A 23,208-nucleotide genomic window follows, 5' to 3' on the forward strand; every position below is an offset into this window, starting at 1 on the left:
CCGTCGTGCACGTGGACCTGGACAGCGGCGCGTTGACCGAGCTGACCGCGCCCACCCACCCGCTGCCGCCGGCTGAGTACCTGCCGGTGCCGCGGGAGCGGACGTTCCTGGGCCCGGACGGTGTGCCGATCCCGGCCTACGTCTACCCGCCCACCAACCCCGGCTTCACCGGCCCCGGCGGCGAACGCCCGCCCTACCTGGTACACGTCCACGGCGGGCCCACCGGCCGCGTGTCCGGCGACCTCGACCTGGACTTCGCCTACTTCACCAGCCGCGGCATCGGGATCGTCGCGGTCAACTACGGCGGCTCGGTCGGCTACGGCCGCGCCTACCGGGAACGGCTGCGCGAACAGTGGGGCGTGGTCGACGTGCGGGACTGCGCCGCCGTCGCCGAAGCACTGGCGGCCGAGGGCACCGCCGATCCGGCGCGGCTCGCGGTGCGCGGCGGCAGCGCGGGCGGCTACACCACGGCGGCGTCGATGACGAGCGTGACCACCTACCTGGCGGCGACGATCAAGTACCCGATCCTCGACCTGGCCGGGTGGACCGGCGACGGCGGCGAGACCCACGACTTCGAGTCCCGCTACGTGCTCGGCCTGGTCGGGCCGCTGCCGGAGACCCGGGAACGCTACGTCGAGCGGTCCCCACTGCGGCACGCCGACCGCCTGGCCGGGCCGGTGCTGCTGCTGCAGGGGCTGGAGGACCAGATCTGCCCGCCCGAGCAGGCCGACCGGTTCGTGGCCGCGCTCGCCGGCAGCGGCATCCCGCACGCCTACCTGACGTTCGAGGGCGAGCAGCACGGGTTCCGCAAGGCGGAGACGATGATCGCCGCGCTGGAGGCCGAGCTGTCCTTCTACGGGCAGGTGTTCGGCTTCCCCACGCCCGGGATGCCGGAACTGGAGCTGCGCTCGTGACGACCGTCGCCCTGGTCGCGCCCGCGGGGCCGGTCGCCCCGGAGCGGCTGGAGCGGGCGCTGGCGGTGCTCGGCTCGTGGGGACTGCGCGTGCACAACCTGGTCACGCCGGGGTCCCGGCCCTTCCGGTACCTGGCCGACACCGACGCGGCGCGGGCGAAGCTGTTCACCGAGGCGTGGCTGGACCCCGAAGTGGACGTGGTGCTCGCCGCGCGCGGCGGGTACGGCACGCAGCGGATGCTGGACCTGCTCGACTGGCCCGCGCTGCGCGGCGCCGGGCCGACGGTGTTCGCCGGATCCAGCGACGTGACGGCCCTGCACGCGGCGATCCACGAGCACCTGGGGCTGCCGACGCTGTTCTCGCCGATGCCCGCGGGCGACTACTGGGACGAGGCGGGTGGCGAGTACCTGCGGCGGGCGTTGCTGGAGCCGGGACCGGTGACGCTGCCCGGGACCGAGGCGCTGGTGCCGGGCACCGCCCGGGGCCGGTTGACCGGCGGGAACCTGAGCCTGCTCGCCGCCGGCGTGGGCACGCCGGAGCAGGGCAGCGCGTCGGGTGGGATCGTGGTGCTGGAGGACGTGAGCGAGCCGGTGTACCGGCTGGACCGGATGCTCACCCAGTTGCTGCGGTCCGGCTGGTTCGCCGGGGTGGCCGGGGTCGTGCTGGGCACCTGGACGCGGTGTGGTGATCCGGCGGATGTGCGGGCGCTGATGCTGGACCGGCTGGCGCCGCTGGGGGTGCCGGTGCTGGCGGGCGTGCCGTTCGGGCACGTCGAGGGGTCGCTCACCGTGCCGCTCGGGGTCTCGGCGGTGCTGGACACGGCCGGGCTGCGGGTGGTGACGGGTGCGGCTTGATGCGGCGGAGGCGCGGGCGCGCTTCGCGGCGGCGCGGGTGGCGCGGCTGGCGACGGTGTCCGCGGACGGGCTGCCGCACCTGGTGCCGGTGACGTTCGCGGTGTCCGGGGACGAGATCGTGTTCGCGGTCGACCACAAGCCGAAGTCGACGCACGCGTTGCGGCGGCTGGCCAACATCGCGGCCAACCCCGCGGTGAGCTTCCTCGCCGATGAGTACGACGAGGACTGGACCCGGCTGTGGTGGGCGCGGGCCGACGGCACGGCGACGGTCGAGGAGCCCGGGCCGGTGCCGCTGCTGGTGGCGAAGTACCCGCAGTACGCGGAGCGGCCGCCGGAGGGCCCGGTGGTGATCACCCGGGTGACGCGGTGGAGCGGCTGGGCAGGAACCGGCCAATCCGGCCCCGGCGCGGTGACCTGATCCCTACGATCGGCGCATGAGAACCTTGCGCGCGGCCGCGATGGTGCCGGTGTTCGTGCTGGCGGCGGCCTGCTCCAGCGAGCCGGAGACGCCGCACACCATCGTCTACGAGGTGACCGGCACCGGGCAGATCGCGTGGATCAAGTACAAGGCCGACGGGAAGACCTCCGTGCAGGAGGACGGCATCACCCCGCCGTGGACGAAGACCTTCACGCTGCCCGCCGAGGGGACCCAGCAGCTGGAGCTGCTGATCCAGCCGGCGGGCGAGCACGACCTGTCCGCCTCGATCGAGGTCGACGGGCAGCCGCTGACGAGCAGCGCGAGCGCCGCCTCCGACGGCGGCGGCACGATGTCGCTCACCGGCGAACTCGGGCACTAGGGCGTGCTGTCGGATGACCGGTGAGCGTTGATCGAGGACTTTCCGCCGGCGCGGACGGGTAGGCCCGGCGGCCGTTTCCGGATGCGCGCCACCACCATCCCCGCCACCACGGGGCTGGATTCGAACTACCCGAAATCCGGGATCGAGCCGGCTGACCATGCCACCGGCTGCTCCCGTGGTGGCCCGCCACCAAGATCAATCGGCTGGGCGGCGGCTGACCCCGCACCCAGCCCGACCGAGTGTGCGGCGATAGGCCTACTCCCGCACCATCCGCAACCACCTGCGCCGCTGGGGCATCCGCGCGGTCACTCCCGACCCCGCGGACCAGATCGAGCACCGCACCGCCACGGATTCCGCGGCGACCGCCCACCCGCCTTCGACGCCCATCACCCGGACATAACCTTTGTCCGACACGGCCCGGGGTGGTGCCCCGCGAGGTTGACCCGCTCGATGGTGGGACGCGATGGGCGGCATCGTGAGAATCTCAGCGATCCGGGGGCCGCTCGGCGCGGCTCTCCTCCCGGCGAAGGCGTCGAGCGCCGCCTCCGACGGCGGCGGCACGATGTCGCTCACCGGCCAGATCGGCCACTAGCCCTTCGCGACGAAGTCCGGCACCTCGGGCTGGCGGCGCCACGCGCCGACCAGGCCGAGCGGGTCGGGGCGCAGCAGGGACGCCGCCGCGTAGACCGACAGCGCCAGGACCACCACGACGAACCACCAGTCGTACAGGGCCTGCTCGCCCGTCGGGTAGTAGGCCAGCACCAGGAACGACGCCACGGCGACCACGATCGCCAGGTGCCTGCGCCGCCACGGGAACGCCGAGGCGATCACGAAGCCCCAGGTCAGGTACCACGGCAGGGTCGGCGGGGCGAGGATCGCGGTGGCCAGCAGCGCCATCGCCATCCGGAAGATCGCCTCGTTGCCGCCGTTCCGGGCCTTCCACCACTGCTGCACCATGAACGCCGCCAGCGTCAGCATCGCCAGCGCGCGCGCCACCGTCACGAACGGCGACTCCGGCACGGTGATCACCACGTTCACCAGCGTGTGCGCCAGCTGCCCCAGCCCGGTCGGGAAGTTCAGCCAGTTCGTCACCAGCGTCGGCGCCTGCAGGCCGGTGACCCAGCCGAGGTTGAACGAGCCGAGCGACACCCAGGTGCCGGCCACGAACACGATCCCGAACAGGCCGACCGAGATCGCGCCGGCCTGGAAGAAGTTGCGGACCCGGCTGGGGTGCGGCAGGTGGTTGGCCCACACCCACACCAGGAACGGCAGCGCGACCGCCGCGGTCGGCTTGATCAGCATGCCGATGGTGACCAGCACGACCGCGACCGCGTGCTTCCGTTCCAGCGCGGCGAGCACGCCGATGGTGAGGAAGCCGAGCATCAGCAGGTCGTTGTGCGGGCCGCCGACGAGGTGGATGACGGTCATCGGGCTGGCGACCGCGAGCCACACGGTGATCGGCAGCTTGCCGCCGAGGTGACGCACCAGCCGCGGCAGCGCCCACAGCATCATCGCCAGCCCGATCAGCAGCACCAGGCGGGTCACGATGACCCCGGCGATCACGTTGTCGCCGGTCAGCGCCACGACACCCTTGGCGATCAGCAGGAACAGCGGGCCGTAGGGCGCCGGGGTGGTCTGCCAGACCGGGTGCACGTTCTGCACGACGTCGCGCAGCACCTCGAGCTCGGCCGGGCCGTGCGCGTACGGGTCGAGCCCGTGCAGCAGCTGGGCGCCCTGCCCGAGGTAGGAGAACACGTCGCGGGTGAACAGCGGCGGCGAGATCAGCAGCGGCGCCATCCAGCACGCGGCGGCGACGAGGATCGGCCTGCTGCCGATGCGCCCGGCGAGCATGTAGCGGCCCAGCCGGACCCACGCCCACACCACGAGCGCGAACCCGCCGTAGAGCACCGCGTTGGCGAGCATCTGCCCGTGCCCGTAGCGGACCCAGGACAGCGGGCCGTGCCCGAGGACGGGGTCGCGGATCAGGATGCCGCCGGCCCCGAGCGCGCCGATGAGGAGCAGGAGACTGCCGAGGGTGCCCATCGCGATCGTGCGGTACGGGAACCGCGAGGGCACGCGCACGCGCGCGGCCGGGTGCGCCCGCGCGGGCGCCCCGGGAGCGGGGTCAGTGGTGGTCGCCATTTCGTCCACGGAGATTACACACCGTTCCCCTGCGGGTTCCCGCCGGGAACGTCATTTCCTTGACTTGCGGGCATTCAGGACGGTAAGGACTCGCGTGTCGTGCCGCCGGGCAGCGCCGCGAGCAGGGAGCGCGTGTACTCGTGCTTCGGGTCGAGCAGGACCTCCTCCACGGTGCCGACCTCGACCAGCTCGCCCCGGTACATCACGGCCACGCGGTCGGCGATGTTCCACGCCAGCCCGAGGTCGTGGGTGATGACCAGCCCGGCCAGGCCGAGTTCGCGGCGCAGCCGCAGCAGCAGCCCGAGGATCTCGCCGCGCACCGAGGCGTCCAGCGACGCGACCGGCTCGTCGGCGACCAGCACCCCGGGCCGCAGCGCGAGCGCGCCCGCGATCACCACGCGCTGCCGCTGCCCGCCGGACAGCTCGTGCGGCAGCCGGTGCAGGAAGTGCGCGGCCGGGCGCAGTTCCGCGGCCTCCAGCGCCTCGGTCACGATCTGCCGCTCGTCGCCGGGCAGGCGGTGGATGCGCGGCCCCTCGGCGACCGCCTCGTAGACGGTGTGGCGCGGGTTCAGCGCACTGGCCGGGTCCTGCAGCACGAGCTGGACGTGCCGCCGGTAGGCCTTGAGCGCGGCGCCCGAGGCGGGCACGGGCGAACCGTCGTAGCGGACCAGGCCCGAGGTGGGCTTCTGCAACCCCAGCAGCGTGCGGGCCAGGGTCGTCTTGCCGGAGCCGGACTGGCCGACCAGCGCGACGATCTCGTTGCGCCGCACCTGCAGGTCCACCCCGGCGACGGCGTCGATGCGGGCGCCGCGGCGGTCGCGGAAGGTGACCCGCAGGTTCTCCGCGGCCAGCAGCACGTCCGGCGGGGGCGGGGTGTCCGGTTCCGGCGGCAGCGGCGCGGTGGTCGCGGGCGCGAACCGGGCGGCCGGGTCGCCGACGGTGGGGAACGCGGCCGCCAGCGCGCGGGTGTGCTCGTGCTCCGGCGTGCGCATCACCTCCTGCGACGGGCCTTCTTCGACGATCTCGCCGCGGTACATCACGGCGATGCGCGAGCAGGTCGCGGCGAGCACGGACAGGTCGTGGCTGATCATGACCAGCCCGAGGCCGTGCTCGGCGACCAGGCGGCTCAGCAGGTCGAGCACCTGGGCCTGCACGATCACGTCGAGCGCGGTGGTCGGCTCGTCGGCGATGATCAGGCGCGGGCGGCAGGCCAGGGCCATCGCGATCATCACGCGCTGCTTCTGCCCGCCGGACAGCTCGTGTGGATACGCCCCGGCGCGGGACGGGGGCAGGTCCACCGATTCGAGCAGTTCCGCGCCCACCGCGTCCACGTCGGCCGCGGACGGGTCGTGCAGCCGGATCGGCTCGGCGATCTGGTCTCCGATGGTGCGGACCGGGTTGAGCGCGTGCATGGCGCCCTGGAACACCACCGACGCCTTGGCCCAGCGCACCGCGCGCAGGTGTCCCCAGCGCATGGTGGTGACGTCCTCGCCGTCGAGCAGGATCTCGCCGGTGACGCGCGCGGATCTGGGCAGCAGCCGCAGCACGCTCATCGCGACCGTGGACTTGCCCGAACCGGACTCCCCGGCCACGCCGAGGGTCTCCCCCGGCGCGAGCGTCAGGTTCACACCGCGCACCGCGTCGACGTCGCGGTAGGAGACGCGCAGGTCCTTGATCTCCAGCAGGCTCACGCGTGTTCCCCCTTCAGCCGCGGGTTGAGCACCGTCTCCAGCGCGCGGCCGGCGAGGGTGAACGACAGCACGATCACCACGATCGCCAGGCCGGGCGGGATCAGGTACCACCACGCTCCGCCGGTGACCGCGCCCGAGGACAGGGCGCGTTGCAGCATCTGGCCCCACGACGGCGCGGTGGGGTCGCCGAGGCCGAGGAAGGACAGCGTGGACTCGGCGATGATCGAGTTGCCCACCACGAGGGTGGTGTTGGCCAGCACCAGCGGCAGCACCCCGGGCAGCACGTGCTTGCCGATGACGTGCAGGTGCCCGCCGCCCAGGGCGCGGGCCCGCTCGATGTAGGGGCGGGACTCGATGGTCAGGGTCTGCGCGCGCACCAGCCGGGCCGTGGTGGGCCAGGAGGTGACGCCGACCGCGACGATGATCGTCGGCACGCCGTGCGGCAGCACGGTGGACAGCGCGATCGCCAGCACCAGCGAGGGCAGCACCAGGAAGAAGTCGGTGAACCGCATCAGCAGGCCGGAGACCCAGCCGCCGAAGTGGGCGGCGGCGATGCCGACGATCGTGCCGATCAGCACCGACAGGATCGTCGCGGCGAACCCGACCAGCAGCGACACCCGCGCGCCCCACAGGGTGAGCAGCAGGACCGAGCGGCCGTCGATGTCGGTGCCGAGCGGGAACTCGCCGCTGGGCGGCTGCAGGGGCTTTCCGGCGGCGTTGACCACGTCCAGCCCGGCCGGGTCGGTGATCACCGGCGCCAGCACGGCCAGCAGCACCACCAGCACGAGCACGCCGAGGCCGGCCAGGCCGCCGCGGTCGGCGGCGAACTCGCGCCACACGGCGGCGGCCGCGGCACGGCGGCGCTGCCAGGCGATCGCGGCCGGGGCGGTCACTGGGCACGCACCCGGGGGTCGAGCACGCGGTAGAGCACCTCGGCGATCAGGTTCATCACGATGACCGAGCCGGCCATGACCACGAAGACTCCTTGCAGCAGCGGCAGGTCCGGCACCCGCAGCGCCTCGTAGGTGAGCAGTCCCAGCCCGGGCCAGGAGAACACCGTCTCGACCGTGACGGTGCCGGACACCACCAGGCCGAACTGCAGGAACACCAGCGTCACCGTGGGCAGCAGCGCGTTGGGCACCGCGTGGCGGCGGCGCACCAGGTCCTCGCGCAGGCCCTTGGCGCGGGCGGTGGTGAGGTATTCGGCGTTCATCTCGCCCAGCAGCGACGAGCGCATCACCAGCATGTACTGGGCGTAGATCACCGCGAGCAGCGTGACGCACGGCAGCGCGAGGTGGTGGGCGACGTCGAGCAGCTGCGGAAAGAACTCCGGCGGGGTGTCCGGGGAACGCATGCCGCCGCTGGGGAACACGCCCTGCGTGGCGATGAGCAGCAGCAGGCCCAGCCAGAACTGGGGCATCGACCACAGGGTCAGCGCGATGCCGGTGTGGGTGCGGTCGAACAGGCTGCCGCGCCGCCACGCCGCCCGCACGCCCAGCCACAGCCCGAGCGCGACGGCCAGCACGGTGGCGGTGCCGACGAGCAGCAGGGTCGGGCCGATCCGCTCCCCGATCAGCGCGCTCACCGGCCGGTTGTAGCCGTAGGAGGTGCCCAGGTCGCCGCGCAGCAGCCCGCCCAGGTGGTCCAGGAACTGCTGGTACAGCGGTTTGTTCACGCCGAGCCGCTCCCGCAGCTGCGCCAGCTGGTCCGGGCTGGTCGGCCGGTCCCGGGTCAGGGTGGTGACCGGGTCGCCGGGGATCATCCGGAACAGCAGGAAGCCCAGGGCAACCACCAGGAGCAGGCTGCCGATCGCGCCGCCGAGCTTGCCGAGCAGGAACCGGGCCGTGCCCGTGCCGCGGCGGGGCTCGTCGAGCTCCGCCGCGGCGGTGGAGACCGCGTTCGTCACGCCTACTCCTGGTCGTCGGCGGACTTGCGGCGCCGCCCGGCGGCGGTGCCCGCGATGGCGAGCACGATCACCACCCCGGCGCCGATGGCGATCCAGGCGCCGGCGGACAGGCCACCGGCGGCGGACGAGCCACCTTCGGCCGGGGTCGCGCCGTAGAAGCCCCAGTAGCCGCTCTGCTCCATGATCTGGCCGGTGCCGGCGGGCTGCTTGGTGAAGCTCGCGAAGTTGTCCGACCGGTAGGCCTCGAGCACGTTGTCGTAGTCCAGCACGATGCTGGGCACCTGGTTGTAGTAGCGGGCCTGGGCCTGCTTGACCAGGTCGGCACGCTTGGCCGGGTCGAACTCGGTGCTTTCGGCGGCGTAGAGGCGGTCGAACTCGGGGTCGCAGAAGAACGCGGTGCTACTGCTGCTGCCGGCCACGGCGGGCAGGGCGGCGCAGGTCTGCTTGGACAGGATGTAGTCCGGGTCGGGGCTGGTGCCCCAGCCGGAGAAGGCCAGGTCGTAGTTGCCGTCGTTGGTGCGCTCGTCGACCTCGTTGTCGGAGACCAGCTGCTTGGTGGCCTTGATGCCGATGGCGCCGAGCCAGCTGACCACGTAGTCGGAGGCGCGCTGGGCGAAGTCCTCGCTGGCGCGGCCGAGCAGCCGCAGCTCGATCGGCTTGCCGTCCGGGCCGATGCGGGTGCCGTCGGCGCCGCGCGGGTAGCCGGCCTGGTCGAGCTGGGCGTTGGCGGCCGCCGGGTCGAAGGTGTAGCGCTCGCCCGGCGAGGGCTCCCAGTGGTAGGCCGGGAAGGAGGCGGGCACGATGCCGCCGCCGGGCTGGCCGTAGCCGCCGAGCACCTTGTCCACCAGGGTCTGCGGGTCCAGGGCGCGGGCGATGGCCTGCCGCACCCGCACGTCCTTGAGGACGGGGTTGCCGTCGCCGATCGGCTGGCGGGACAGGGTCTGGGCGCCGTGGTTGATGATCAGCTCGCGGTAGCGGCGGCCGGTCGCCTGGTTGGTGGTGATGTCCTCGGCGTTCTTCAGCGTGTCGAACTGGGTCGAGGTGAGCCGGTTGACGAAGTCGACCTCGTCGTTGCGCAGCGCGTTGACCGCGGCCTCGGAGTTCTTGTAGCTGATGAACTGCAGCTCGTCGATCTTGGCGCGGCCGCGCCAGTAGTCCGGGTTGGCCTTGAGCCGGACCAGCTCGTTCGGCCGGTACTCGGTGATCAGGAACGGGCCGTCGCCGACCCCGACCACGGGCACCGAGTCGGTGGCCGGGTCGGTCATGTTCGCCTGGTTCGCCCAGATGTGCTCGGGCACGATCGGCACGTCCAGCGCGGTCATGCTGGCCTGCGGGGTCTTGGTCCTGATGACCAGCGTGCGGTCGTCTGGGGCGGTGACCGACTCGAAGTTCTCGACGTAGGTGCCGTTGGCCTCCTGCGCGTTCTCGTCGGTCATGATCCGGGTGAACGTGTAGGCCGCGTCCCGCGCGGTGACCGGCTTGCCGTCGGACCACTTGACGCCGTCGCGGATCCGGTAGGTCCAGGTCAGCTTGTCCGGCGAGGTGGACCAGGACTCGGCCAGGCCCGGCGCGGGGGTGTTGTCCTCGGCCGAAGGCAGCGTGAGGAACTCCCAGGTCATGCGGCCGACCATGGTGCTGGAGGCGAACGAGGCGAGGAACGGGTTCAGGTGGTCGATCTCCTGCACCAGCGCCACGCGCAGCACCGTGCCGCCCTGCTGCTGCGCGTGGGCGGCCGGCACGAACGGGCCGGTCACCAGCGCCGCGGCGGCCACCGCCGCACCCACGCGCGTTCGTCTCGGGAAACGCATCCCCACAGGTCCCCACCTCTCTGGCTGATTGTGGAACCGGAAAGTAACCACTTCCAAGCACGCCGAGTCAACGACTCACGGGTGGTGTTGCCGAGCCGTGACGTAAGGTCTGGACCATGCGGATCATGATCTCGGCGGACATGGAGGGCGCCACCGGCGTCACCTGGACCGACGACGTCGTCCCGGGCACCGAGCAGTGGCAGCGGTTCCGGCGGCTGTTCACCGGGGACGTGAACGCGGTGATCCGCGGCGTGTGCGCGGGCGGCGCGACCGGCGTGCTGGTCAACGAGGCGCACTCGTCGCAGCGGAACCTGCTGCTGGAGGACCTCGACGAGCGGGCCCGCATGCTCACCGGGCGGCACAAACCGCTGTCGATGATGCAGGGCATCGAGTCCGGGGTGGACGGGGTGGTGTTCCTCGGCTACCACGCCGGGGCCGGGGCGGACGGGGTGCTGTCGCACACCTACCTGGAGAACCAGATCACCGGGGTGTGGCTGGACGGCGTCCCGGCCAGCGAGGGCCGCCTCAACGCCGCGCTGGCCGCCGAGCACGGGGTGCCGGTGCTGCTGGTGTCCGGCGACGACAAAACCTGCGAGGACGCGGCGGACTACGCGCCGGGTGCCGAGCTGGTCGCCGTCAAGGAGTGCGTGAGCCGCTACGCCGCGATCTGCCTTCCCCCGTCGCGCACCGCCGAGATGCTGAGCGCGGCCGCACGGGCGAGCATGGAGCGTGCGGTGCGGACACCGGGCACGGCCGCCGCGCACCGCATCGAGGTCGAGTTCGACGCGAGCCACCTGGCGCAGGCCGCCGCGGTGGTGCCGACCGTCGAGCAGACCGGCGTGCGCCGGGTCGGCTTCGACGCGGCCACGATGACCGACGCGATGAAGGCGTTCAAGGTGGTCACGGCGATCGCCGCGGGCGCGGTGCAGGGGAAGTATGGCTAACGTCGAAAGTCTGTGCGCGCAGCTGCTGCGGTTCGACACCACCAACCGCGGCCACGGCGATGCCGAGGGCGAGCGGGACGCGGCGGAGTTCGTCGCGGGTGTGCTCGCCGGTGCGGGGCTGGAACCGGTGGTGCTGGAGTCCGCGCCGCGGCGCACGAACGTGGTCGCCCGCCTCCCGGGCGCCGACCCGTCGCTGCCCGCGCTGCTCGTGCAGGGGCACCTGGACGTGGTGCCTGCCGACGCCGCGGACTGGACGGTGCCGCCGTTCGCCGGGGAGGTCCGGGACGGGTTCCTGTGGGGCCGGGGCGCGGTGGACATGAAGGACTTCATCGCGATGGTGCTGACCGCGGTCGCGGACGGGCTGCGGCCGCGGCGGGACCTGGTGCTGGCGTTCGTCGCCGACGAGGAGGACCGCGGCGAGTACGGGGCGCACTGGCTGGCGGCCGAGCACCGCGAGCTGTTCGACGGGTGCGTGGCCGCGATCAGCGAGTCCGGCGGCTACACCTACCACGTGCCCGCGGCGGACGGCTCGGTCAAACGGCTCTACCCGGTCGGCACGGCCGAGCGCGGCACCGCTCACATGCGGCTGACCGCGCGGGGCCGGGCCGGGCACGCCTCCCGGCCCAACCGGGAGAACGCCGTGGTCCGGCTGGTCGGCGCGCTGCAGCGGATCGCGGCGCACGAGTGGCCGGTCACGCTGACCCCGACGGTGGAGGCGTTCCTGGTCCGCACCGGGCAGGCGCTCGGCGTCGAGGTCGATCTGTCCGATGTGGAGGGCACGATGGCGCGGCTGGGCCCGGCGGCGAGGCTGGTGGAGCCGACCATCCGCAACAGCACCACGCCCACGATGCTGGACGCCGGCTACAAGGTGAACGTGATCCCGAGCCTGGCTCAGGCCCAGATCGACACGCGGACGCTGCCGGGGACCGAGAAGCAGTTGCTGGAGGAGATCGACGAGCTGCTCGGGCCGGACATCACGCGCGAGTTCGTGGCGCACCAGCCGGCCGTGCAGGCGCCGGTGGACTCCCCGTGGTTCACCGCGATGGCCGACGCGCTGCGGTCGCAGGACCCGGAGGCGGTGGTGGTGCCTTACTGCATGGGCGGCGGCACCGACGCCAAGGCGTTCAGCCCGCTGGGCATCGCCTGCTACGGCTTCGCGCCGCTGTGGCTGCCCGAGGGCTTCCCGTACCGGGCGATGGCCCACGGGGTGGACGAGCGGGTGCCGCTGGAGGGGCTGCACTTCGGCAAGCGGGTCCTGCAGCACTTCCTGACGCACTGCTGACCGCTTCCTGCCGCGGCGTTCCCGGCCGGGGCGGCGGACCCCTACCGTGACGGCATGCCGCGGTTCGATCTCCACACCCGTGCCGGACTCGTGCTCGCGGTGGGCCTGCTCGCCGCCGGGTGTTCCGGCGGCGGCTCCGGCTCGCCGCTGGTGCCGCCCGCCACCAGCACAGCGCCCACCACCACGACAGCACCCACCACCACGACGGCGCAGCTGGGCAAGTACCCGCTGGCGGAGCTGGCGCGGCAGCCGTGCCGCGCGCTCGACGAGCGCGACCTCGCCGCGCTCGGCATCACCGGCCCGGGCCGGGAGGAAGCCACCCAGTACGGGACCGCCTGCCACTGGCTGGTCGGGGACCAGAACGTCAGCCTGCACCCGGACGTGCCGCTGTCCTACGCCCAGACGATGACCGAGGGCGGGCGCACCTCCCAGGTGCCGGTCGGGCAGCGGCAGGCGGTGCAGGCGGAGTTCCAGCGCATCTGTTTCGTCTTCGTCGCGGTGGGCGGTGTCGATCACCTGATCAGCGCCACGGGCATCCCGGAGCCCGGGGCGCCGCAGGAGGGCGCCTGTCCCGCCGCGGCGTCGGTGGTCGCCGCCGCCCTGACCCACCTGGAGTGAGCGGGATAAACCTCGTCCGCTGATCGCGGTAGGGGATTCACCCGACCCTGTCCGGTTTGGGTCAGGTTTGGCGCGCCCGCTTGACGCGCCCCCGACCTGCGCGTTTCGCTGCCTGACATGGTCCGAACCACGCGTGTGCTGGCCGTCGCCCTCCTGATGACCGGTCTGGTCGCCGCGCCGCCCGCGGCCGCGCAGCCGCCGGCGCGGTTCGCGTCGTCGTTCGAAGCCGGGCAGCCCGAGCCGGACTGGGTGGACACCGTCGAGACCGGCCGGGACGGGCGCCCGCTGGCCTCCGGGGTGAACGGCGCGAACGGCTCGGCCATCCCCGGTGACGTGCGCGGCAAGGCCACCGGCGCGACCGCGAGCGCGGAGAACACCGGCGCCGGGGAGGTCGCGGTGAACGTGCTCGACGGCAGGCCGGAGTCGAAGTGGCTCGCGTTCGCCCCCACCGGCTGGGTGCAGGCCGAGTTCGCCGAGCCGGTCGCCATCACCCGCTACGGCCTGACCTCGGCCAACGACGCCCCGGAACGCGACCCGCGCGACTGGACGCTGCGGGGCTCCGACGACGGCGTCACCTGGACCACTGTGGACAGCCAGCGCGGGCAGACCTTCGGCGAGCGGTTGCAGGCCAGGGAGTTCCGCCTCGCGGCCACCGCCACCCACCGCTTCTACCGGCTGGACGTCACCGCGAACAACGGCGCGGACATCGTGCAGCTCGCCGAGCTGCTGCTGGCCGACGACCAGCCGGCCCCGCCGCCGCTGCCCACCATGCGGTCCTATCCGGACAGTGGCCCGCCCGGCGGCTACACCAGCAAACCGCGCGCCGGGTTCACCGGGTTGCGTGCCTTCCACTACGGCGGCACCCAGACCGCGCGGCACGGCTACTCCTACAACAAGGTGTTCGACGTGCGGATCCCGGTGCGCGCCGACACCGAGCTGTCGTACACGGTGTTTCCCGAGCTGACCGGGGACGACCTGAAGTACCCGAGCACGCACGTCGCGGTCGACCTGGCCTTCACCGACGGCACCTACCTGTCCGGCCTGGGCGCGGTGGACCAGTACGAGTTCCCGCTCAGCCCGCGCGGGCAGGGTGCGGCCAAGTCGCTCTACGCCAACCAGTGGAACCTGGTGCGCTCCGCGATCGGCACGGTCGCCCGCGGCAAGACCGTCGCGCGCATCCTCGTCGCCTACGACAACCCGGACGGTCCCGGTTCGTTCAACGGCTGGTTCGACGACATCACGCTCGGCCCGGCCGCGCCGCAGGCCCGCGTCACCCGCCTGTCCGACCACGTGCTCACCACCCGCGGCACCAACGCCAACGGCACGTTCTCGCGCGGCAACAACTTCCCCGCCACCGCGGTCCCGCACGGCTTCAACTTCTGGACCCCGGTCACCGACGCCGGGTCGCTGAACTGGCTCTACCGCTACCAGGAGGGCAACAACGCGCAGAACCGGCCCGCGCTGCAGGCGCTGTCGCTGTCGCACCAGCCGAGCCCGTGGATGGGTGACCGGCAGACCTTCCAGGTGATGCCCTCGGCCGCCGCCGGGGTGCCGGACGGCAACCGGGCCGCGCGGGCGCTGCCGTTCGACCACGCCAACGAGACGGCCAAACCGCACTACTACGGCGTCACGTTCGACAACGGGGTCAAGGCCGAGATCACGCCGGCCGACCACGCGGCGATGTTCCGGTTCACCTTCCCCGGCGCCGACGCGAACCTGATCTTCGACAACGTCAGCGACGCGGGCGGCCTCACCCTCGACCCGGCCACCGGCACGCTGTCCGGGTTCACCGACACGCGCAGCGGCAACTCCGCCGGGGCCGGCCGCATGTTCGTCTACGCGGTCTTCGACCGCCCGGTCACCGGCGGGTCGATGCTGCCCGGCGAGGGCCGCGACCACGTCCGCGGTTACCTGAAGTTCGCCCCGGGCCGCGGCGGGGTGGTCGGGATGCGGATCGCGACCTCGCTGATCAGCGTCGACCAGGCGAAACGCAACCTCGAACAGGAGATCCCGGCGGGTACGGCGTTCGACACGGTCCGCTCCGCCGCGCAGGCCGCCTGGGACCGCAAGCTGGGGGTGATCGAGGTGGAGGGCGCCACGCGCGACCAGCTGACCACCCTGTACTCGAACCTGTACCGGCTGTTCCTCTACCCGAACTCCGGGTTCGAGAACGTCGGCACCACCCGCGCCCCGCGCCACGCCTACGCCAGCCCGGTCGCGCCGAAGGCCGGGCCGGACACGCCGACGCAGACCGGGGCGACGGTCGTCGACGGCGAGATCTACGTCAACAACGGGTTCTGGGACACCTACCGCACCACCTGGCCCGCCTACGCGCTGCTGACCCCGGACATGGCCGGGCGGATGATCGACGGGTTCGTGCAGCAGTACCGCGACGCCGGGTGGATCGCCCGGTGGTCCTCCCCCGGCTACGCGAACCTGATGACCGGCACCAGTTCCGACGTGGCCTTCGCCGACGCCTACCTCAAGGGCGTGCGGAACTTCGACGTCCAGGCGGCCTACGACGCGGCGATCCGCAACGCCACGGTGGCGCCGCCGAACGAGAACGTCGGCCGGAAGGGCCTGGAGCAGTCGATCTTCCTCGGGTACACGCCGACCTCGACCGGTGAGGGCATGTCGTGGGCGATCGAGGGCTACCTCAACGACTTCGGCATCGCGATGATGGCGCAGAAGCTGGCCGAGGAGGCCGCGCCGGACGACCCGCGCCGCCGCGAGTACGCCGAGAACGCCGAGTACTTCCGCGGCCGGGCGCAGAACTACGTGCACATGTTCGACCCGGCGGCCGGGTTCTTCCAGGGCCGCGCCGCCGACGGCACGTTCCGGGTCCCGGCCGGCCAGTACGACCCGCGGGTGTGGGGCTACGACTACACCGAGACCAACGGCTGGAACATGGCGTTCACGGTGCCGCAGGACGGGCAGGGACTGGCCAACCTCTACGGCGGCCGCGACGGGCTCGCCGAGAAGCTGGACGAGTTCTTCAGCACCCCGGAGACCGCCCGGTTCCCCGGCGCGTACGGCGGGCCGATCCACGAGATGCGGGAGGCGCGGGACGTGCGGATGGGCCAGTACGGCCACTCCAACCAGCCCTCCCACCACATCGCCTACATGTACGACTTCGCCGGGCAGCCGTGGCAGACGCAGGCCCGGGTGCGGGAAGCGCTGTCCCGGCTGTATCTGGGCAGCGAGATCGGGCAGGGCTACGCCGGGGACGAGGACAACGGCGAGATGTCGGCCTGGTACGTGTTCAGCGCGCTCGGGTTCTACCCGCTGCGGATGGGCAGCCCGTCCTACGCGGTCGGGTCGCCGCTGTTCACCAAGGCGACCGTGCACCTGGCGGGCGGCCGGGACCTGGTGATCAACGCGCCGAGGAACAGCGCCCGCAACGTCTACGTGCAGGGGCTGCGGGTCGACGGCCGGGCGTGGACGTCGACCGCGCTGCCGCACGACGTGCTGGCCAAGGGCGGCACGCTGGACTTCGCGATGGGCCCGAGCCCGTCGCGCTGGGGTGCCGGGGAGGTGCCGCCCTCGCTCACCGCGGGCGACCAGGTCCCGCGGCCGCCCGCGGACCTCACCACACCCGGCGGGCCGCTGTTCGACAACACCTCCGCCACCCAGGCCCGGCCGCTGGAGACGGTGGACTGCCCGGTCCCCGGCCCGGTGACCGCGACGTTCTACACGCTCACCTCGGCCAAGGATGGCGGCGACCCGAGCGGCTGGGTGCTGGAGGGCTCGGCCGACGGGAGGAGCTGGACGCCGCTGGACACCCGGTCCGGGGAGACGTTCGCCTGGCGGCAGCAGACGCGCGCGTTCAAGATCGCCGCGCCCGGCGCGTACGCGCATTACCGGCTGCGGATCACGGGCAGCACGGGCGGTCCGCCGGGGTTGTCGGAAGTGGAACTGCTCGGCGGGAGGTGACTCACCGGCGGTGCGGCGCGTTGTCCGGGGCGGCGCCGCTCGGCGGGAAGTGATCGGCCCGGGCGGTTACGGTAGGCCAGGTGAGCCGGACCCACTTCTTCTCCTCGTTCGAGGCCGGGGATCCGCCGCCCCGCGCCGGTGCCGTCGTCACCGTCGGCGCGGGCCCGGACCGCGCGCCGGCGGCCAAGGCCGGTGCCGGGTTCACCGGGCTGCGCGCCGCCCGCTACACCGCGGGCGGACCGGCACGTCAGGTGCTGTTCGAAGTGGACGCCGAGCTCGGGCCGGGCACGGCACTGTCCTATGTGGTGTTCCCGGAGTCCGACGCCGGCCCGTCCTGGCGCAGCACCTTCGTGGCGCTGGCCGTGGAACTCGACGACGGCGCGGTGATCGGCGGGTCGGCGCGCGCGGCCGGTGAGTCCAAGACGCTCTACCTCGACCAGTGGAACCTGGTGCGCCACGACCTGGGCGACGGCGCCGGCCGCCGGGCGCGGGCGATCCTGCTGACCGTCGAACCCCCGCCCGGCGAGCCGGTGTCCGGATGGATCGACGACGTCCGCATCGCCGACGTGCCACCCGAGCAACCGCGGGACCCGGTGGACTGGGTGCGCACCACGCGCGGCACCCACTCCAGCAACGAGTTCTCCCGCGGCAACACCTTCCCGGCCGCCGCCGTGCCGCACGGGTTCAACTTCTGGACCCCGGTCACCGACGCCTCGTCGACGGCGTGGCTGTACGAGTACCACCGGCGCAACAACGCGGACAACCGCCCTGAGCTGCAGGCTTTCGCGGTCAGCCACCAGCCGAGCCCGTGGATGGGCGACCGGCACCCGTTTCAATTCCTGCCGGGAATCGGTCCGGTGACCGCGGACCGCAAGACCCGGGCGCTGGCGTTCTCGCACGACCACGAGACCGACCGGCCGCACCACTACGGGGTGCGCTTCGACAACGGCATCACCGTCGACCTCGCGCCCACCGACCACGCCGCGCTGGTCCGCTTCGCCTTCCCCGGCGAGGGCGGCTGGGTGCTGTTCGACAACGTCAACCGCCGCGGCGGCCTGCGCCTGGACCCGGCACGCGGGGTGGTCACCGGGCACACCTGGGCCCGCAGCCGCCTGTCCGCGGGCGCGCGGCGGATGTTCGTCTACGGCACCTTCGACCGGCCCGCGACCGGTGGGCGCCGGGTGCGCTGGCCCAACACCGGGTATCTGTCCTTCGACGCGCCCCGGGTCGAGCTGCGGATCGCGACCTCGCTGATCAGCCTGGCGCAGGCCCGCCGCAACCTGGAGCAGGAGATCCCGGCCGGTACCACGTTCGAGCAGGTCCGGGAGCGGGCGCGGGCGGCGTGGCAGGACGTGCTCGGCCGCGTCGAGATCGACGGCACCCCGGACCAGCTGACCACCTTCTACTCGGGCCTGTACCGGCTGTTCCTGTACCCGAACTCGGCGCACGAGCGGACCCCGCGCGGGGTGCGGCACGCCAGCCCGGTGCGGCGCCGGTGGTGGCCGAGCACCCACACCCGGACCGGGGCGAAGGTGGTGGACGGGCCGATGTCGGTCAACCACGGCTTCTGGGACACCTACCGCACGGTGTGGCCCGCGCTCGCGCTGCTGGCGCCGCGGCGCTGCGGGGAGCTGATCGAGGGGTTCGTGCAGCAGTTCCGGGAGGGCGGCTGGATCTCGCGCTGGTCCTCCCCCGGCTACGCCAACCTGATGACCGGCACCAGCTCCGACGTGGCCTTCGCCGACGCGTACCTGCGCGGCGTGCGGGGCTTCGACGTGCACGCGGCCTACGACGCCGCGCTGCGCAACGCCACTGTCAGCCCGCCCGGCCGCAGCGTCGGGCGGCAGGGCCTGCGCGAGTCGATCTTCCTCGGGTTCACGCCGCTGACCACGCACGAGGGCCTGTCCTGGGCGCTGGAGGGCTGCCTGAACGACTTCGGCCTCGCCGCGCTGGCCGCGGCGCTGGGGCACGCCGACGACGCCCGCTACTTCCGGCAGCGGGCCGCGCAGTACGTCCACCACTTCGACCCGCACACCGGCTTCTTCCAGGGCCGGCACCGGGACGGCCGGTGGCGCTGGGCGCCGGAGCACTACGACCCGGCCCGGTGGGGTTTCGACTACACCGAGACCAACGGCTGGAACACGGCGTTTTCGGTGATGCACGACGGCGCCGGCCTGGCGGAGCTGCTCGGCGGCCGCGCCGCGCTGGAGTCCACATTGGACACGTTCTTCACGGCACCGGAGACCGGGCGGGTGCCGGGATCCTACGGCGGGATCATCCACGAGATGACCGAGGCGCGCGATGTCCGGCTCGGCCAGTACGGGCACGCCAACCAGCCCAGCCACCACATCCCGTGGATGTACACCCACGCCGGGGCCGCGGCGAAGACGCAGGCGATCGTGCGCGAGATGCTGACCCGCTGCTACCTGGGCAGCGAGATCGGCCAGGGCTACCCCGGCGACGAGGACAACGGCGAGATGTCCGCCTGGTACGTCCTGGCCGCGCTCGGCCTCTACCCGCTGGCGCCGGGCAACCCGGGTTACGTGCTGACCGCGCCGCTGTTCGAGAAGGCGGCCCTGCGGCTGGAGAACGGGCGGACGCTCACGATCAGTGCCCCCGGCGGCGGGACGTACGTGCGGGACGTGACGATCGACGGCGAACCGCACCACTCGACGTGGCTGTCCCACGCCGAACTGGTCGCCGCCGAGCGCCTGGAGTTCGACCTGAGCGACACGCCCACGGACTGGGGTGACCCGCCGCCGTCGCTGGACGAGCAGCCGATGACCGACGTGACCGGCTCCGGCACCTGCGACGACGGCACCGACGTGACCGAGCTGTTCGCCGACACCACGGCCACGCAGGTGACGTTCCGCTCGCGCACCCCGGTGATCGAGTGCACGGTCCGGGAACCGGCGCGCGTGCCGCTCTACACCCTGACCTCGGCCGCGCGCGGCGGTGATCCGCGGGACTGGGTCCTGGAGGGCACCACCGACGGGGTGTCGTGGGTGCGGCTGGACGAGCGGCGCGGGGAACGGTTCCGGTGGCGGCGGCAGACCCGGCCGTTCTCGGTCGCCGAACCCGGGACGTACCGTGCCTACCGGCTGCGGGTCACCGCGGCGACCGGGCGGCGGACCGCGCTGACCGAATGGGAACTGCTCGGGAGCCGCGCATGAGGGTGTGGAAGGTGGCCCAGGACCGGCTGGTGGCCGCCGATCCGGGGCTGGTGCGGTTGCGGCTGGCCGGGATCGCGGTGGGCGGGATCGTGCTGTCGATCCTGGTGCTGCTCCTGCTCGGCCGCCCGATCCCGACGATGATGGTGGCCTGCATCGCGGCGATGAACTCGGCGTTCTCGGTCAACGACAAGACGCCGAAGGACCAGGCGATCACGCTGGCGCTGGTCCTGGTGTGCGGGTCCGCCTCGCTCACCGTCGCCGCGTTCGGCGCCACCGCTCCCCCGCTGGACAGCGTGCTGTTCGTGCTGCTGATCTTCGTCGCGGTCTACGCGCAGCGGTTCGCGCCGCGCGGCACCGCGATGGGTGCGCTGTCGTTCTTCATGTTCTTCTTCGCGATGTTCCTCGCGATCCACCCGCGTCAGCTGCCCGAGTACATCCTGGCGCTGGCGATCGGGCTGGCCGCGAACGCGGTGATGCGGTTCGCGGTGCTGCGGCGGCGGCCGGAGGGTGAGCTGCTGCGGGCGCGCCGCGCGTTCCGGGCCCGGATCAGCGCGGTGTTGCGCGCCGCGGCCGCGTGCCTGGCCAGCGGCGGCAGCGAGTGGCGGATCAACCAGCTGCGCAAGGCCGACACCCGCCTGCACGAGGCGGTCCTGATGATCGAGGACACCATCGGGGACCTGTTCGACGAGACCGGCACGCAGCTGCTGCGCCGCCGGCTGCTGGCCGTCGAGCTGGCCTGCCAGTGGCTCGCGATCACCGTGCGCCGCACCGCCGAGGAGGACGGGCTGCCCGAGGCGGTCCGCGACGACCTGATCGCGAGCCTGCTGCGGCTGGACTCGCTGATCGAGCGCGACCCGCGCGAGCTGCCGGTGATCAGTGACACCGAGGAGTTCAGCAAGATGCTGGTGGCCGGCAGCCGGCTCGCCGAGCGCACCGAGCCCGGTGACGAGGTGCGCCGCGCGATCGCGGAGCTGGCGCTGGCCGACGTCAACGCCCAGCGCGTGGCGGAGAAGGACTACTCGGCCGAGACCGAGCTGCCCGGGGAGGACACCGAGGAGGAGCCGGGGAAGGTCTTCGCCTACGACAACCGCACCCGCAGCGCGATCCAGGCGATGGTCGGCGGCGGCCTGGCGGTGCTGGGTGGCGAGCTGATCTCCGACGCCCGCTGGTACTGGGCGGTGCTGACGGTGTTCGTGGTCTTCCTCAACACCTCGACCGCGGGTGCGACGTTCGTGAAGGGGTTCCGCCGGGTCACCGGCACGCTGGGCGGGATCTTCGGCGGGATGCTGCTGGCGCTGCTGGTCACCGGCAACACGATCGCGACGGTCGTGCTGATCCTGGTGTGCGTGTTCTGCCTGGTCTACGTGGCGCGGGTGTCGCAGCTGCTGATGGCGTTCTTCATCACCTGCATGCTGGGCCTGCTCTACAGCCTGCTCGGCACGTTCAGCATCGAGGTGCTGTGGGTGCGGGTCGCGGAGACCGCGATCGGCGCGGCGGCCGGGCTGATCGCGGCGATCCTGGTGGTGCCGGTGCGCACCCGCACGGTCATGGTGTCCGACATCGACGCCGCGCTGGTGGACCTGTGCGAGTTCCTGTCCAGCGCCGAGGCGCTGCTGTCCGGCCGGGAGAACGTGAACGTGATCGAACTCTCCCGGGAGCTGGACCGCTCGGTGGAGAAGGTGCGCACCACGATCGAGCCGCTGACGCACCCGATCAGCCTCGCCAGCCGCCGTGACTACGGCTGGTACGTGATGAGCACCCTGGAGCGGCTGGCGTTCCGGGCGCGGCAGATCGCGGCCCGGTCCGAACCGGGCCTGCTGCCCGCGGACGACCGGCTGAGCGCGGTCGTCGAGCGGATCAGCCGCAACATCGACGTGCTGCGCGACGCGCTCGACGGGGACGAGCGGGGCAGACTGGTGCGCAACACCGCCACGCCGGAGACGCGGGAGACGGACAACGCACCGGCACGCTCCGTGCTCACCAGCCTGGGCCGTCTGGAGGCCGGCATCATCGCGCTGGGCAGGGCGTTCGAGGTGCCGGTGGCGGAGCCGGCTCGATCGGTTCAGCAGAACGTGAGGCGACGCACCGCGTCAGCGCAGGCAGAGGGCGATAGGGTCACCAGCACAAGCCAAGATTCCGTCCGCAGGAGTACGCAATGACCCAAGCCCCCGTGAACGTCACCGTCACCGGCGCCGCCGGCCAGATCGGCTACGCGCTGCTGTTCCGCATCGCGTCCGGTCAGCTGCTCGGCCCGGACACGCCGGTGAAGCTGCGGCTGCTGGAGATCCCGCAGGCGGTCAAGGCGGCCGAGGGCACGGCGCTCGAGCTGGAGGACGGCGCGTTCCCGCTGCTCGCGGGCACGGACATCTTCGACGACGCGAAGCAGGCCTTCGCGGGCACCAACATCGCCCTGCTGGTGGGCGCGCGTCCGCGCACCAAGGGCATGGAGCGGGCCGACCTGCTGGAGGCCAACGGCGGCATCTTCAAGCCGCAGGGTGAGGCGATCAACGCCGGCGCCGCCGACGACGTCCGCGTGCTGGTGGTCGGGAACCCGGCCAACACCAACGCGCTGATCGCGCAGTCGCACGCGCCCGACGTCCCGGCCGAGCGGTTCACCGCCATGACCCGCCTGGACCACAACCGCGCGGTCGCCCAGCTGGCGAAGAAGCTGAACGCGCCGGTGAGCGAGATCCGCAAGCTCACGATCTGGGGCAACCACTCCGCCAGCCAGTACCCGGACATCTTCCACGCCGAGGTGGCCGGCAAGAACGCCGCCGAGGCCGTGAACGACGAGAAGTGGCTGGCCGAGGAGTTCATCCCGCGGGTGGCCAAGCGTGGCGCGGAGATCATCGAGGCGCGGGGCGCGTCCTCGGCCGCGTCGGCCGCCAACGCCGCCATCGACCACATCTACAACTGGGTCAACGGCACCCGCGAGGGCGACTGGACGTCGATGGCCGTCCCGTCCGACGGGTCCTACGGCGTGCCGGAGGGCCTGATCTCGTCCTTCCCGGTCGTCTGCAAGGACGGCAAGTACGAGATCGTGCAGGGCCTGGAGATCAACGAGTTCTCCCGCACCCGCATCGACGCCTCGGTCGCGGAGCTGGCCGAGGAGCGCGAGGCCGTGAAGAAGCTCGGCCTGATCTGAG

Annotated in this window: 16 protein-coding genes; 11 read left to right on the forward strand and 5 right to left on the reverse strand. The window is 72.6% G+C overall.

Going from position 1 to position 23,208, the window contains the following annotated elements:
- From D0D15_RS18385 to D0D15_RS18400, 4 genes are all read left to right on the forward strand, one after another.
- Nucleotides 1–914, forward strand: a 914-nt coding sequence (locus D0D15_RS18385; RefSeq protein WP_162830604.1) for an alpha/beta hydrolase family protein, incomplete at its 5' end; no start/stop codon positions are given.
- Nucleotides 911–1,768 carry a S66 peptidase family protein gene (locus D0D15_RS18390; RefSeq protein ID WP_094003016.1) on the forward strand — a complete coding sequence of 286 codons (858 nt, stop codon included), beginning with the start codon at nucleotides 911–913 and terminating at the stop codon, nucleotides 1,766–1,768. The genes D0D15_RS18385 and D0D15_RS18390, both read left to right, overlap by 4 nt.
- Complete coding sequence (locus D0D15_RS18395; protein WP_094003017.1) at nucleotides 1,758–2,186, forward strand: TIGR03668 family PPOX class F420-dependent oxidoreductase; 429 nt, start codon at nucleotides 1,758–1,760, stop codon at nucleotides 2,184–2,186. The genes D0D15_RS18390 and D0D15_RS18395 overlap by 11 nt, the downstream gene beginning before the upstream one ends.
- Before the next feature lie 16 nt (nucleotides 2,187–2,202).
- On the forward strand, nucleotides 2,203–2,565 hold the full coding sequence (locus D0D15_RS18400; RefSeq protein ID WP_143266126.1) for a hypothetical protein: 363 nt from the start codon (nucleotides 2,203–2,205) through the stop codon (nucleotides 2,563–2,565).
- A 588-nt stretch (nucleotides 2,566–3,153) separates the two neighbouring features.
- On the opposite strand, the gene mptB is transcribed toward D0D15_RS18400, so the two are convergent.
- From mptB to D0D15_RS18425, 5 genes are all read right to left on the reverse strand, one after another.
- Nucleotides 3,154–4,707 carry a polyprenol phosphomannose-dependent alpha 1,6 mannosyltransferase MptB gene (gene mptB / locus D0D15_RS18405; protein WP_094003139.1) on the reverse strand — a complete coding sequence of 518 codons (1,554 nt, stop codon included), beginning with the start codon at nucleotides 4,705–4,707 and terminating at the stop codon, nucleotides 3,154–3,156.
- A 74-nt stretch (nucleotides 4,708–4,781) separates the two neighbouring features.
- Nucleotides 4,782–6,398 carry a nickel ABC transporter ATP-binding protein NikE gene (nikE, locus tag D0D15_RS18410; protein WP_115944607.1) on the reverse strand — a complete coding sequence of 539 codons (1,617 nt, stop codon included), beginning with the start codon at nucleotides 6,396–6,398 and terminating at the stop codon, nucleotides 4,782–4,784.
- Complete coding sequence (locus D0D15_RS18415) at nucleotides 6,395–7,291, reverse strand: ABC transporter permease (protein ID WP_094003020.1); 897 nt, start codon at nucleotides 7,289–7,291, stop codon at nucleotides 6,395–6,397. Before D0D15_RS18415 ends, nikE begins: the two co-directional genes overlap by 4 nt.
- On the reverse strand, nucleotides 7,288–8,304 hold the full coding sequence (locus D0D15_RS18420; RefSeq protein ID WP_094003021.1) for an ABC transporter permease: 1,017 nt from the start codon (nucleotides 8,302–8,304) through the stop codon (nucleotides 7,288–7,290). Before D0D15_RS18420 ends, D0D15_RS18415 begins: the two co-directional genes overlap by 4 nt.
- A gap of 2 nt (nucleotides 8,305–8,306) precedes the next feature.
- On the reverse strand, nucleotides 8,307–10,088 hold the full coding sequence (locus D0D15_RS18425; RefSeq protein ID WP_094003022.1) for an ABC transporter substrate-binding protein: 1,782 nt from the start codon (nucleotides 10,086–10,088) through the stop codon (nucleotides 8,307–8,309).
- A 140-nt stretch (nucleotides 10,089–10,228) separates the two neighbouring features.
- Between D0D15_RS18425 and D0D15_RS18430 the strand changes: the two genes are divergently transcribed.
- From D0D15_RS18430 to D0D15_RS18460, 7 genes are all read left to right on the forward strand, one after another.
- Nucleotides 10,229–11,056: a M55 family metallopeptidase gene (locus D0D15_RS18430; protein WP_094003023.1), complete on the forward strand. Its 828-nt coding sequence runs from the start codon at nucleotides 10,229–10,231 to the stop codon at nucleotides 11,054–11,056.
- On the forward strand, nucleotides 11,049–12,338 hold the full coding sequence (locus D0D15_RS18435) for a M20/M25/M40 family metallo-hydrolase (protein ID WP_094003024.1): 1,290 nt from the start codon (nucleotides 11,049–11,051) through the stop codon (nucleotides 12,336–12,338). The genes D0D15_RS18430 and D0D15_RS18435 overlap by 8 nt, the downstream gene beginning before the upstream one ends.
- 54 nt (nucleotides 12,339–12,392) lie before the next feature.
- The gene (locus D0D15_RS18440) at nucleotides 12,393–12,956 is read left to right on the forward strand and encodes a DUF3558 family protein (RefSeq protein ID WP_094003025.1); all 564 of its coding nucleotides are present in this window, start codon (nucleotides 12,393–12,395) and stop codon (nucleotides 12,954–12,956) included.
- A 117-nt stretch (nucleotides 12,957–13,073) separates the two neighbouring features.
- Entirely contained in the window at nucleotides 13,074–16,889 is a 3,816-nt protein-coding gene (locus tag D0D15_RS18445; RefSeq protein WP_094003026.1) for a GH92 family glycosyl hydrolase, read from the forward strand.
- An 80-nt stretch (nucleotides 16,890–16,969) separates the two neighbouring features.
- Nucleotides 16,970–20,062, forward strand: a complete 3,093-nt coding sequence (locus D0D15_RS18450) for a GH92 family glycosyl hydrolase (protein ID WP_115944608.1) — start codon at nucleotides 16,970–16,972, stop codon at nucleotides 20,060–20,062.
- Nucleotides 20,059–22,221, forward strand: a complete 2,163-nt coding sequence (locus tag D0D15_RS18455) for an FUSC family protein (RefSeq protein WP_094003028.1) — start codon at nucleotides 20,059–20,061, stop codon at nucleotides 22,219–22,221. The genes D0D15_RS18450 and D0D15_RS18455 overlap by 4 nt, the downstream gene beginning before the upstream one ends.
- Nucleotides 22,218–23,207, forward strand: a complete 990-nt coding sequence (locus D0D15_RS18460) for a malate dehydrogenase (RefSeq protein ID WP_094003029.1) — start codon at nucleotides 22,218–22,220, stop codon at nucleotides 23,205–23,207. Before D0D15_RS18455 ends, D0D15_RS18460 begins: the two co-directional genes overlap by 4 nt.
- The last annotated feature ends 1 nt before the right edge of the window (nucleotide 23,208 follow it).

It is taken from the genome of Amycolatopsis thermalba (assembly GCF_003385215.1).
GTDB lineage: Bacteria > Actinomycetota > Actinomycetes > Mycobacteriales > Pseudonocardiaceae > Amycolatopsis_E > Amycolatopsis_E thermalba.

Excerpts from the sequence above, each read along its gene's own strand:
- D0D15_RS18400 (WP_143266126.1), top strand. The coding sequence starts at position 2,203 with ATGAGAACCTTGCGCGCGGCCGCGATGGTGCCGGTGTTCGTGCTGGCG.
- mptB (WP_094003139.1), bottom strand. The coding sequence starts at position 4,707 with ATGGCGACCACCACTGACCCCGCTCCCGGGGCGCCCGCGCGGGCGCAC.
- D0D15_RS18430 (WP_094003023.1), top strand. The coding sequence starts at position 10,229 with ATGCGGATCATGATCTCGGCGGACATGGAGGGCGCCACCGGCGTCACC.
- D0D15_RS18435 (WP_094003024.1), top strand. The coding sequence starts at position 11,049 with ATGGCTAACGTCGAAAGTCTGTGCGCGCAGCTGCTGCGGTTCGACACC.
- D0D15_RS18440 (WP_094003025.1), top strand. The coding sequence starts at position 12,393 with ATGCCGCGGTTCGATCTCCACACCCGTGCCGGACTCGTGCTCGCGGTG.
- D0D15_RS18445 (WP_094003026.1), top strand. The coding sequence starts at position 13,074 with ATGGTCCGAACCACGCGTGTGCTGGCCGTCGCCCTCCTGATGACCGGT.
- D0D15_RS18455 (WP_094003028.1), top strand. The coding sequence starts at position 20,059 with ATGAGGGTGTGGAAGGTGGCCCAGGACCGGCTGGTGGCCGCCGATCCG.
- D0D15_RS18460 (WP_094003029.1), top strand. The coding sequence starts at position 22,218 with ATGACCCAAGCCCCCGTGAACGTCACCGTCACCGGCGCCGCCGGCCAG.